The following is a 12,698-nucleotide window of genomic DNA, read 5'->3' on the forward strand; positions in this document are numbered from 1 at the left end:
AACGCGCCTGCGTGAAGCTGGCCATAGAACACAATCTCAGAATCTTCAACCCCGACCTTGCCCGTGAGGTGGAGGAGGGCAGAAAGCGGCTGCGTGAAACCCGGAACAACAGGGAGGCGAAGGGAATGAAACAGGAGAGAGCGAAAAGCGCCTTTGTCCAATATGCCGACGCCGTGGACGCCGAACGCTTCCGCGTCGTCGTGACCGAGTATACCGAAACCGGGACGAAGGCGTTTCTTTACGACAGGAAAAACAACGGCTACGAAGGCAAAACAAAAGAAGAAATCATAGAGGCTATTCCGAAGTTTTCAACATACGCATATTATGGGAAGAACATCATTGTGACGCCGATCAGCGGGGACAAACATCATATTCTTGTGGACGACCTGACCGGAGAGAAACTGCAACAACTCAAAGACGACGGATACTCCCCCGCCTGCGTCATCGAGTCCAGCCCGAAGAACTATCAGGCGATACTGACCGTTCCCAGCGTGGAGGGCGATTCGGCGAAAGACCGGGACGCCGCGAACAGGCTGACGAGAGAGCTCAATCTCAAATACGGCGACCCGAAGCTCTCCGGTTCCGTTCACGGCCATCGTTTGCCTCCGTTCCCGAATCGGAAGCCCAAACACAAACGCGAAGACGGGACCTACCCTGATGCTGCGCTCATTGAGGCAAACGGGGGGATATGCGAAAAAGCCCAGACCGAACTCGTAACCATTCATGCCGCGATGAAAGAAACGGCAAGGCGCGTCAGGGAAGCGGAAGTACATCGAAAACCCGTTTCTTTTGACAGAGGCGCGGGGCCGCAAAATCCGGACGGTGCGTATTGGGCTCATTATCGGGACATCGTTGCCAGACAGGGCGGGCCTTCGGATTACTCCAGCCTTGACGCCATGATCGCCATGCGAATGAGGGTGACGGGATACTCTGCCGGCCAGATACAAAACGCCATCGAAACCAACGCGCCCGCCTTGAGGCGTGAAAACATGACGGACTCCGAGTACACGTCCAAATACGGCAGCCGGAACTGGAAACGCTACGCCCGGGAAACGACGGAGAACTTTGTGTTCGGGCTTCGGGGCGTCAGGCAGTACGAAGAAGCGCGGGAGTACCGCCCCAGGTTTATGAAAGTAGAGGGCAGAAGTTACGCGGAAGAACTCCGGCGAGAGCGGGAACGTGCATCGGAACAGGCACATGGAAGATGAAAGAGGTGAAAAGATTGCCTGACGAAAGAGAAGAATTTCAGAAGAAAGCGGAGCAGACGGCGGAACGCCTGAACAAAGAACTGGAGGAAAGGCGTCCAAACCATTATGGCCATATCAGTCACCTGGTCGCTGAGTTGCTGGAGGAAGCGAATAAGGAAATTGAAGGATTTGGCGTTGAAGGAGAGCTCAACGAAGAGCGCGGCGTCGATGTCCAGTACATCAACATGGGCGACGCCTATAACCTGACCGTCCTCTACGACGCGAACTCAGGGAAATTTCTGGCGGGCACGTGGGGCAACGTTGTGGAGGAGCAGGAGCGGGAACACGAACGGCAACTAAAGGAACCGACACTCGGAGATGTGACGCCGAAAGAGGGAGCAGCGCAGGTGGAAAACTCTCCGCAGGCGCCGGTTAAATCCGTTCTGGACGAAATCGACTGGCCCAAGCCCCGCAACAGGGTCGAAGAATTCCGGCAGGAGTTCACGAAGAAAATCATTTCCCTCATGGAACAGGGCAACGCGTTCTGGCAAAAACCCTGGACCGCCGCGGAAATAAACCTGCCAGTCAACGCCGCCAGCGGCAAACGGTACAATGGCGTCAACATCGCCTACCTTCTGGCGGAAGCCCTCGATAAAGGCTACGCCGATCCCCGCTGGATGACCTATAAACAGGCGATGGAAAAAGGCTGTCAGGTCAGGCGCGGCGAACACGGGACAAAAATCGAGTATTACGGAGAATACGACCCGAAGAAGACAAAAAAAGGCATGGAGATTCTCAACAGGAAAATCCAGGAGATGTACGACCGGGGCGCGTCGCCGGAAGAGATCAACAAGGCGATGGAAAAAGCCTCGGAGGAACACAGGATGCTGTACTGCAAAACGTACACGGTCTTCAACGCTTCTCAAATCGAAGGACTGGAACCCCTTGAAACGAAGCCCAAAGAAGAATTCCATTGTCACGACCGAGCCGAGGCCATTCTGAACAACTGCGGCGTCCCGATCCGATACGGCATGGATGGCGCGTATTATACCAGGTCCCAGGACTTTATCGGTATGCCTAACCGAGATTTGTTCAAGACTTCGGAACATTTTTACTCCACCGCGCTCCATGAAGTGGCGCACTCGACGGGGCATCCTTCGCGAATGAACAGAGAGGACCTGGGAACGCCCTTCGGTTCGACGGAGTACGCGATGGAGGAACTGAGGGCGGAGATGGCCAGCGCCTTTGTCTTTCAGGAGATCGAGATGTCAATGACGGAGGCCGATATGGAAGAACACGTCATGGGGCACGCCGGTTACACCCGGCACTGGCTTGGCACTATAAAGGACGACTACAGGGAGTTTTACAAAGCCGTCCGCGACGCCACGAAGATCGCGGACTACATGATCGCTTACGAAAAGGTCATGGAGAAAAGCCCGAACATTCGCGAAGAAGGCGAAATTTCCGAGCCTGTTCCTCCTGTTCCGGAAGAGATGTCGGCGGCGCGGGACACGGATTTTTCGGATGAGAAAGTTGTGAAACAGGCCCCCATGAGGCAGTCTGCAATAAATACCGACCCCGTTAGACTGGCAAAAGAGCTTATCGGTCCGGGGACGCTTGTGACGAATGCGCAGGGAGGCCAGACCTACGTCGGAGAACTGTTCCACATCGGAGATGACTTCGCCATTCAGAAAATCGGACCCGGCAGGGCCATCCTCCACAACCTGACGAAAATGGAGGATCCGGAAGCATTGAAGCATCTTTCTGGATTTTCCGGGCCGCAAACCCGCGTGTCCATTTCTTACGACCGGGAATCCACAGGCAGCCTGAAAACGCCGCGTGGAGAGGAGGAAGAGCGTGAAACGGCGGCGACACGGTAAAACAAAAAAACATCAATCGAGAAAGGGGAACAGAAATATGACGCGAGATGAACTGAGCTCTGAGGAAATACGGGATTTGATTTGCGCCCCGGAGCCCACCGACGATCCTGATGATTTTGACTTCGATGAAGGCGATGACGATTTCAGCGGGGAAAACGAACGGGATTTCATCAAAAGGTGGCTGAGAGAAGACGACGAACCGGAGTTGGCTGAATGAGTGAAGGCGGCGGCAAAAACACTTCCGTGGCGGAAACGGAGACGAAGGTTCAGCAAATATCCGAACTCGCGGAGCGTCACACGCTGGAAATAACGAAGGACGGGGAAAGCTGGGGAGAGTTTCTCTCCAGCTCCGCCGCCATGTACAAGTATTCATGGGCGGACCGGGTGCTCATTCACGCGCAGCGGCCTGACGCCATCGCCTGCGCTTCAATGGCGATCTGGAACGAGACGTTCGGGCGTTTCGTGGCGAAAGGTTCCAGGGGCATCGCGCTCATCGACAGAGACAGTCCTTTTCCGCGCCTCAAATACGTGTTCGACCTGCGGGACACGCGAGAGCCATCCCGCGCTCAGGGGACGCGTCAGCCGTATATCTGGAGGTTTGCCCCGGAACATGAAACGAGCGTTGTGGAGACGCTCCAAAATATCTATGGACCTCATGGGCAAACGCTGAAAGATCAGGTAGAGGGCCTTCTGGAAATTGCCGCCGAGGATGTTACAGGTGCGGACGGAGAGAAAAAAGATTTCCGGAAACTCACGAAAGCCACGGCTCTTTACACGATCCTGACGCGCTGCGGGATCGACGCTTCGGAAGTCACGGAGGATTTTTCGGGCATTCGGGAGTATAATTCCCTGGAATCCGCGGCGGAACTTGGAGAAGCGGCAGCGGAACTTTCTGGAACGATCCTGCGCCACATCGAACGAACCGTCAAAGTTTATGAACCTGAAAAACGCCTCCTGCCGGAAAGGAGCAAAGAACATGATGAACGGAAACAGCCTGACGTATCGGCAGATGGGAGATTACTGGATTCCGAACCTGGAGATGGACGAGCGGAAGGAACCGGAGCCTCTGGGCAAATACGCTCTGATGAGGCTGGAATATTTGAAGAACCACAGGAAGGGAATGTACGAGGCACTGCTCCTGAGAGGGACGCTTTACAGCCACCTGACGGAGACCGAAGAAACGGCGAAATCGAGAATCGAGAAGGACATGAGGAAGATGCTGGAGAGGGAACCGGCTCCGAACAAGGCGACGGACCAGATGGGCTGGGTCCGGCACATGAACATGACGAAAGCCCTGGCGGAAGAGAGAATTATGGACCTGATCCACGAGTAGCGGAGAAGCCTTCATATTCCGTCGGCGACAGCGTTTACCTTGAGGACGACACCAGATTCGTAATAGAAAACATCGGTTTATTCGATGTTCACCTCGCCAATCCGGGGCTTTTATATCCCATTTCCAGAGCTGTTCCCAAAAAACAATTCGAGAGCCTGTACCTCGCGAACCCCAGAAATTTTCAGCGGGAGGAACCGACGCCCCCTGATACTGAAAACGCCACCAAAGACATAGAAATTCCTGATACGGCAGACATTCCTGAACCGCAGGGGCCGAGACAGCTTGCGCTCCCGTTTTTTGACGCAGAAGACCAAATCGGTGTCATTCGAGCAACCTCCAAAAGAAACGAAAAGAAACCGATGGATTATGACGACATCGACTTCGCGCTGACTTCCAGCGCCTCCGTAAGCGGACGCAAGAAGAATATTGTGCTGGCTTGTCTGGAGTACGCGCAGCCGACCCACATTACCCTCACGCTGAAAAATGAATTCGGCATCGGCGGGATGAGCCTGGAATACCCGGATAGCTCCAAAGGATGGGTGAAGCACGACAGCGGCGGCTTCTCAATCACAAAAGGCGAAAATGAAGCCTCGTCGCTTTCCTGGGCGAAGGTCCGGGAAAGGTTGACTTCCCTCGTCATGTCGGGCAAATACGGCGCGGAGTACGGAAGGATATTCGGCCCGGAAAACGAAACGCCGGATGAAGATGCTCACCCGCGGCCCCGGCGGATTGACTACCGCATATCTGACGAGCCAAGAGACTACGGAGGCCCCAAAACCCGATACCGCAACAACGTGAAAGCGATCAGGACGCTGAAAAACATCGAGTCCGAAAACCGCCTCGCCACGGAGGACGAACAGGAAGTGTTGTCCCGCTTCATCGGGTGGGGCGGCTTACCGCAGGTCTTCGACAAAGACAACAAAGATTGGAGCGGCGAATACGAAGAACTGCAGGACCTTCTGACCGAAGACGAATACAACTCCGCGCGGGCCTCCACTCTCAACGCTCACTACACCAGCCCGATGATCATCAGGGCTATTTACAGGGCGCTGGACAATATGGGCTTCACCGAAGGCGCAATCCTGGAACCGGCAATGGGCATAGGGAACTTCTTCGCTCTGCTGCCCGAAAAAATGCGGGGCTCCGAATTGTATGGCGTCGAATTGGATTCCATTTCGGGGCGCATCGCGAAGCAACTGACCCAAAGTGCGGACATCCAGATAAAGGGCTTCGAGAAAACGAACTTTCCCGAAAACACCTTCGACGCGGCGGTGGGCAACGTGCCTTTCGGCGGGTATGGCGTGGCGGATCGAAAGTACGATGACAGGAATTTCCTCATACACGACTACTTTTTCGCCAAATCCCTCGACCTCGTTCGTCCTGGCGGCATCGTGGCTTTCGTGACCTCCCAGGGAACGATGGACAAAACCAACCCGTCAGTCAGGAAATACCTCGCGCAAAGAGCGGAGCTCCTTGGGGCCATACGTCTGCCCAACAACGCTTTTATGGAAAACGCGGGCACAGAGGTCACAACCGACATTCTTTTTCTCCGCAAGCGGGAGCGAACCATCGACGTGGAGCCGGATTGGGTCCACCTCGACCGGAACGAAGACGGTTTGAAGATCAACTCGTATTTCACCGCCCATCCCGACATGATCCTCGGCAAAATGACACAGGGCAACAAGCTCTATGGAAGAGACGACGGAACTTCCTGCGTTCCCGTCGAAGGTCAGGACCTGTCCGAACTCCTGGACAGCGCCGTGAACAGAATAGAAGGGGAAATCCTCGACTACATCCCGGAAGAAAAAGAGGACAGAGATCAGGGAATCCCCGCCGACCCGGACGTGAGGAACTGGAGCTTCACCCTGGTGGATGGCGACGTGTATTACCGCCGACAGGAGCGGATGTACAAAGAGGAGCTTTCGCCCAGTGACGAAGCCCGGGTGAAAGGGCTGCTGGAACTCGAAGGCCATGTCCGGTCCATCATTCTGTCCCAACAGCGCGACTACCCCGACGAGATCGTCGAAAAACAACAGGCGGAGCTGAACGAAAGCTACGACAGATTCTCGGCAAGGTTCGGCCTCATCAACGACAGAGCCAACGCGAAAGTCTTCGACAGGGACAGCGCCTATTACCTGCTCTGCTCCCTTGAAGTGCTGGACGAGAACGGGCGGCTGGAAAGAAAAGCCGATATGTTCACCAAACGCACCATCAGGCGATACTCTCCGCCGGTGGCCGTGGATACTCCCAATGAGGCTCTCGCCGTCTCTCTGTCGGAAAAAGCGCGGGTGGATCTGGACTACATGGCAAAACTGACCGGCATGGAGCGGGAGAAGATCATTGAGGATTTGCGGGGCGTCATCTTCCCCAATCCCCAAAAGCGCGACGACAAGGGGAACTGCCTCTACGAAACGGCGGACGAATATCTGTCCGGCCACGTCCGGGACAAGCTGGCGCTGGCGAAAAGCTGGGCGACCATTGATCCGGAAACCTTCGCCGGAAACGTGGCCGCCCTTGAAGAAGCGCAGCCGAAACGCCTGGAAGCGGGCGACATCGACGTGAGATTGGGGTCCACGTGGATCGACAGGGAATACGTCCAGGAGTTCGTCTACGAACTGCTCGAAACTCCGGAACGGCTGCAGGTATACATTCAGGTGAACTATTCGGAATACACCGGCGTGTGGAATATATCCGGCAAAGAGAGCGACTTCGGCAACGTGAAGGCCACCGTCACTTATGGAACAGCCAGGATCAACGCCTACAGGATCATCGAAAGCACGCTGAACCTGAAGGACATCCGGATTTACGACAGAATCGAAACGGCGGACGGCGGCGAATCAAGCGTGCTGAATCGGAAAGAAACGGCTCTGGCTCAGATGAAGCAGGAAACCCTCAAAGAAACGTTTCGGGATTGGATTTTCAAAGATCCGGAGCGCCGTGAAACGCTTGTGGAGAAATACAACAGGCTCTTCAACTCCACCCGTCCGAGGGAATACGATGGCAGTCACCTGGTCCTTCCGGGCATGTCGCCGGAAATTTCGCTTCGGGACCACCAGAAAAACGCCATAGCCCGAATCCTCCTGGGAAACAACGTCCTTCTTGCCCATGAGGTCGGCGCGGGGAAGTCCTTCGAGATGATCGCCGGAGCGATGGAGATGAAACGTCTGGGCCTGTGCCATAAGAGCCTCATGGTGGTTCCCAACCATCTGACCGAACAGATGGCGAGCGAGTTTTTGCGCCTTTATCCCGCCGCCAACATCCTTGTTGCGAGGAAAAAGGACTTCGAGACCCGGAACAGGAAAAAATTCTGCGCCCGCGTCATGAGCGGCGACTACGATGCCGTGATTATCGGCCACAGCCAGTTCGAGAAAATCCCTGTCTCACAGGAGCGTCAGCAGCGGTTCATTCAGGACCAGATATGGGAAATTTCCGACGCGCTTGAAGAGATGAAAGCGGCGCATGGAGAGCGATTCGGGGTCAAAGAGCTTGAAAAGCTGAGAAGAAACCTGGAAGCGAAGCTGGAAAAGATGAACAGCGATGAACGTAAGGATGATGTCGTATGCTTCGAGGAACTGGGAATCGACCGGCTCTTCGTGGACGAAAGTCACGGCTTCAAAAATCTTTACCTGCACACGAAGATGCGGAACGTGGCGGGCATCCCCCAGACGGAGGCGAAGAAATCCTCGGACATGCAGATGAAGTGCCGCTATATGGACGAGATCACAGAGAACAGGGGCATCACCTTCGCCACAGGCACGCCTTTGAGCAATTCCATGACTGAGCTCTTCACAAACATGAGGTATCTGCAAAATGACCGCTTGAAAGAGATGGGGCTTAAACACTTCGACAGTTGGGCGTCTACTTTCGGAGAGGTGACAAGCACGGTCGAATTGGCCCCCGAAGGCTCGGGGTATCGCACCCGCACGAGATTCGCCAGATTTTTTAATCTGCCCGAACTCATGGCGGTGGTGAAGGAGTGCGCGGACATAAAGACGGCGGACGTTCTGGACCTTCCCAGGCCGGAGGCGGCGTTTCACAACATCGCCGTGGAACCCACCGAAACCCAGAAAGATCTCGTCGCCAAACTCTCGGAGCGGGCCGCGGCCATCAGCGCCGGCATGGTGGAGCCCAACGAGGACAACATGCTCCTCATAACCACTGACGGGAGAAAGATCGGTTTGGACCAGCGTCTTATGGACCCGCATTATCCCGACGAGCCGGGAACGAAGGTGAACGCCTGCATGGAGAATATCCACAAAATTTGGGAAGAGACGAAGGACAAAAGATCGACGCAGCTTGTTTTCTGCGATTTCTCCACGCCAGGCAAGGGGAAGTTCAACGTATACGACGACATCAAAAGCAAACTGCTCCAGCGCGGCGTCCCGGAGAACGAGATCGCTTTCATCCATGATGCCGACAACGAGCTGAAAAAGAAGGAGCTTTTCGCTAAAGTACGCAAAGGGCAGATTCGCGTCCTCATGGGCTCCACTCAGATGATGGGGGCGGGAACCAACGTGCAGGACAAATTGATCGCCATCCACGACCTGGACTGTCCCTGGCGGCCCGCCGACCTGGAGCAGCGGGCGGGAAGAATCATCCGGCAGGGCAACGAAAACGACCTGGCGCACGTGTACAGATATTCAACCAGGGGAACGTTCGACAGCTACTTATGGCAGACACTTGAGGTGAAGCAGCGCTTTATCAGTCAGATCATGAGCTCGAAAAGCCCTGTGCGAAGCTGCGAGGACGTTGACGAATCCGTGTTGAGTTACGCCGAGGTCAAGGCCCTGTGCGCCGGAAATCCGCTCATCGCCGAGAAGATGAACCTGGACGTTCAGGTCGCCAAACTCAAAATGGCGAAAGCCAGTCATCAAAAAACCGTCTATGAACTGGAAACCCGGCTGAAAAACAACTTCCCGTCATGGATTCAGCACGTGGAGAAAAGCATCGAATCGCTGAAAGCGGACGAAGAACGGTCCGCAAAAACCAGAGACTCGGAGCAGTTTCCGGGGATGACGCTCATGGGAAAGACCTGCGAAAGCAGAGAGGAGGCCGGCAAAGCCCTTACCGAACTCTGCCGGGCCGCGACGCCTTACACAGTTCTGCCTCTTGGCGAGTATCGGGGATTCGAAATGAGCGTTCGGTACAACGAGCCGGAGAAAGCCCCCGAGGTGACGCTGAAAGGCGCGGCGAGCCACACCGCGTATTTGGGAGACAGTGAAAGCGGCAACATCGTCCGGCTGAATAACGCCCTTGACGGAATCAACAAAAGGATCGCCGTTCAGAAAGAACGCCTGGCGGACCTTCACAAACAGGTCAGAGACGCGAAGGAGGAAATAGCGCGCCCTTTTCCGATGGAGGAGGAATTGAAGGCAAAAAGCGCCCGGCTCACGGAGCTCAACATCGAACTGAACCTTGGAAACTACGAACCAGGCGAAGCCGTGATTCCCGAAGAGGCGGCGGCGAAAGATGTCGGCGAACGGGAGACGCTCGTGGGCAGCGCCAAGGCGAAACTCGGAGCCAACTCCATCGTGATCGACGCCCAGAATGGGCAGTCTTACACCGGAAACGTTCTGGAAATAGGCGAAAACTACGCTGTCCAGAAGATTTCACGAGGCTTTGGCGTCGTCCACGCCTTCGACAAAGCCCCGGAGCTGCAAAAGATACTGAAATCAGGCGCAGGGGGAAATTTGGATTTAAACGTCGCTTACGACAGGGAGGGCAAATGCGGTATTGGACATAGCGGACAAACAGGCGCGGACATCGGCAATGAAGCCGGGCTCAGTTATTTGGGACGGTGAATAATTCGGGATTCCAAAGGGCCTTCGACCCTTTGGCGGAGTTTAAGGCAGAGCCTCAGGATAAAGGAGATGTTTTTATGACGCAGGAAAACGAGAATATGACACAGGGAAACGGGACGGAGACAGAGACGAAGAAAAAGAACGAAATCCCGAAGCACGAAGCGCGCAGGAAGGAATTGGCGGAGCGCGTCGCCGCGTCGCTGGAGGCCGGAGTGATCCCCTGGCAGAGATATGGACTGCCTGTCGCCCCGCCCACGAACGCAGCGACAGGCAGGGAATACAAGGGGATCAACGCGCTTTATCTTCTGGAGAAATGCGCGGAAAAAGGCTACAGGGACAATAAGTGGATCACGCTTTCTGACGCCAACAAACACGGCTTTATGGTGAAACAAGGCGAAAACGGCGTCGCTCTGGAGCACTGGGGTGAAAACAAAGACGGGAAGCTGTCGGTCAGGAGCTATTCTGTGTTTAACGTGGAACAGCTCAACGCCTGTATCCCTTTGCCGGAGGCCGAGCGCAGGCCGGACTTCTCCAGAGCGAACGCCATGCTGAAAAGAGCAGGCATTGAGATGAACGACGAGGCGAAATGGCCGGACTACCTGGAGCAGGTAAAAGCTCTTGCCTCGGAAGCGGTGAAAAAGCAATCTGAAAATGTCCACACGGAGGATTTGAAAGCCCTGCGCTACAGCATGGTCGTCTCCCGTATATGCCGGGAGACGCGCCTCGATACCGGAATGCCCCTGGACGCTCAGGCTCAGACGAATTCCTGGTCCGTCAGCATACGGCGAAATCCGAGGGAGCTTTTCAACGCCACCAGGGACGCGGACAAAATCGCGGACGGCCTGCTGAAAGGCATGGAGTACGAGCGAAGCCCGGAACCCGACAGGAATGCGGTAAACTGGAACGACTACGAGGCGAAAATGCAAAAGGTCCGCGCCATGCAGGAAGCCCGGCAGGAGAAATCGGAAGCACAGAGGGCCGAGGGCATTGTGGCCGACGCTGTTCTCCTGCCTGACGGGCTCGATTCCAACCTCCCCAACGCGGATCTGAACGCCGAGCAGGAGGCGGTGAAGTCCTCGGCGGAAAAAGCGGTGGGCGAGATCGCTCAGATGCGCGCCTCCGCTTCCGCGAAAGAGGAACAGGCCCTGTCGAACCCCACCGCCGCCGCGACGAAGCTGGCGAAGGAGAAGATGAAGCGCGGAGCCATCGTCACCGACGCTCAGGCGGGAAAGACCTACACGGGGAAAATCATCGGGCTCGCCGGAACGCATCCCGACGCCATCGCGGTCCAGAGGATCACGGGGAATCAGGCAGTGCTCCACAAAATAAAGGAAATAGCGACGGAAAGCAATCTTGCCGTCACCGTGGGAGCGGGCCTGACGATCACGAAGGGAATGGACGGAAAGAGCACGGTCAAAACCCGCGAGGAAACAGTGAAAGAGAAGAACAAAGAGAACGACATTGAGGAGCGCGCCCGGTAATGGCCCGGAACGAAGTCAAGACACGCTCCTATTCCTTCCAGGGGGATTCCGAAACCCGCAGACGGAGAATCGTGGCATCCCTGATTTTCTGCCTGTGCGTCGTTCTGACGCTGCAAGCGACGGCGCAGTTCATCGCCTATAAGCTGATGTTCCATCCGGCCCTTGGAAATCTGTGTTTTGATTTATTCGGCTATCCGGTCTATCCGTTTTATAAAGGAGCTTACTGGCTGTTCGAGCTTTTCAGAGTCTATGAGGAAACTGACGTCCGCTTCGCCGCTCAAAGCGCGTTTGTCTTCGCCGCCGGGCTCCTGCTGTCGGTGTTCTTCACCCGAACGTACATTTTCAGGTCCAGAGGCAAGAGCCTTGAATCCATTCACGGGACGGCGCATTGGGCGACTCTGAGGGAAGTGAAAGAGGCGGGTCTGCTGGACGACCGGGGCGAACCGTTTCCGGAAGGCGTCGTCGTGGGCGGCTTCAGTGTGGGGAATCAGGTAAAGAAGATGCGGCACGGTGGAAAGGAGCACGTTTTGTGCTACGCGCCCACGCGGAGCGGCAAAGGAATTTCCCTCGTGCTCCCCACTTTGCTGGACGGATGGAACCAGAGCGCCTTCGTGCTGGACATCAAGGGAGAAAATTACGCTTGCAGCGCCGGATACCGGAAAAACGTCCTGGGAGACAAGGTTTTGAAGCTGGACTTCACGGACCCCTTCGCGGTGGAAAAAGGCACGTCGGCCACGTTCAATCCGCTGGAGGAGGTGCCGCTGGACTACGAGTTCCCGGAAGGTTTTCTTACGGACCCTGAAAACATCGAGAAATACCCCTTCGAGATGATCCACTCGGACACCTACAGCGAGACGGCCACCATTCAGCAGGTGGTGGCCATCATCATCGACCCCCAGGGCAAGGGTTTGGAGGACCATTGGAGCCGCACGGCATCCAGCTTCCTTCTCGGAGCCATCACCCACCTGCTCTACAGACACAGGGTCGAAGGCAGAGGCTGCCCCGGCATCGCTGAC

At 55.7% G+C, this 12,698-nt stretch carries 8 protein-coding genes; 7 read left to right on the plus strand and 1 reads right to left on the minus strand.

The features are described from left to right. The 3 genes from LBR61_09725 to LBR61_09735 form a co-directional block, all read left to right on the plus strand. On the plus strand, positions 1-1,208 hold a 1,208-nt coding region (locus tag LBR61_09725), incomplete at its 5' end, for a RepB family DNA primase (GenBank protein MDR1732354.1). 5 nt (positions 1,209-1,213) lie between these two features. Beyond that, a complete protein-coding gene (locus LBR61_09730) occupies positions 1,214-3,067 on the plus strand; it encodes an ssDNA-binding domain-containing protein (GenBank protein MDR1732355.1) in 1,854 nt (617 codons plus the stop codon). A gap of 37 nt (positions 3,068-3,104) precedes the next feature. Further along, positions 3,105-3,284 carry a hypothetical protein gene (locus LBR61_09735; GenBank protein ID MDR1732356.1) on the plus strand — a complete coding sequence of 60 codons (180 nt, stop codon included), beginning with the start codon at positions 3,105-3,107 and terminating at the stop codon, positions 3,282-3,284. 175 nt (positions 3,285-3,459) lie between these two features. Here LBR61_09735 and LBR61_09740 read toward each other — a convergent pair whose 3' ends face one another. Then, complete coding sequence (locus LBR61_09740) at positions 3,460-3,615, minus strand: hypothetical protein (GenBank protein MDR1732357.1); 156 nt, start codon at positions 3,613-3,615, stop codon at positions 3,460-3,462. A 428-nt stretch (positions 3,616-4,043) separates the two neighbouring features. Here LBR61_09740 and LBR61_09745 point away from each other — a divergent pair, with 428 nt between their 5' ends. From LBR61_09745 to LBR61_09760, 4 genes are all read left to right on the plus strand, one after another. Beyond that, positions 4,044-4,400, plus strand: coding sequence for a TnpV protein (locus LBR61_09745; protein ID MDR1732358.1), 357 nt, complete (start codon positions 4,044-4,046; stop codon positions 4,398-4,400). A 359-nt stretch (positions 4,401-4,759) separates the two neighbouring features. Further along, the gene (locus tag LBR61_09750; GenBank protein ID MDR1732359.1) at positions 4,760-10,201 is read left to right on the plus strand and encodes a DEAD/DEAH box helicase family protein; all 5,442 of its coding nucleotides are present in this window, start codon (positions 4,760-4,762) and stop codon (positions 10,199-10,201) included. Between the two features lie 77 nt (positions 10,202-10,278). Continuing rightward, positions 10,279-11,682: an ssDNA-binding domain-containing protein gene (locus tag LBR61_09755; protein MDR1732360.1), complete on the plus strand. Its 1,404-nt coding sequence runs from the start codon at positions 10,279-10,281 to the stop codon at positions 11,680-11,682. Beyond that, the coding region (locus LBR61_09760; protein ID MDR1732361.1) for a type IV secretory system conjugative DNA transfer family protein at positions 11,682-12,698 on the plus strand (1,017 nt) is incomplete at its 3' end. The genes LBR61_09755 and LBR61_09760, both read left to right, overlap by 1 nt.

It is taken from the genome of Synergistaceae bacterium, from assembly GCA_031272035.1.
Classification (GTDB): Bacteria; Synergistota; Synergistia; order Synergistales; family Aminobacteriaceae; genus JAISSA01.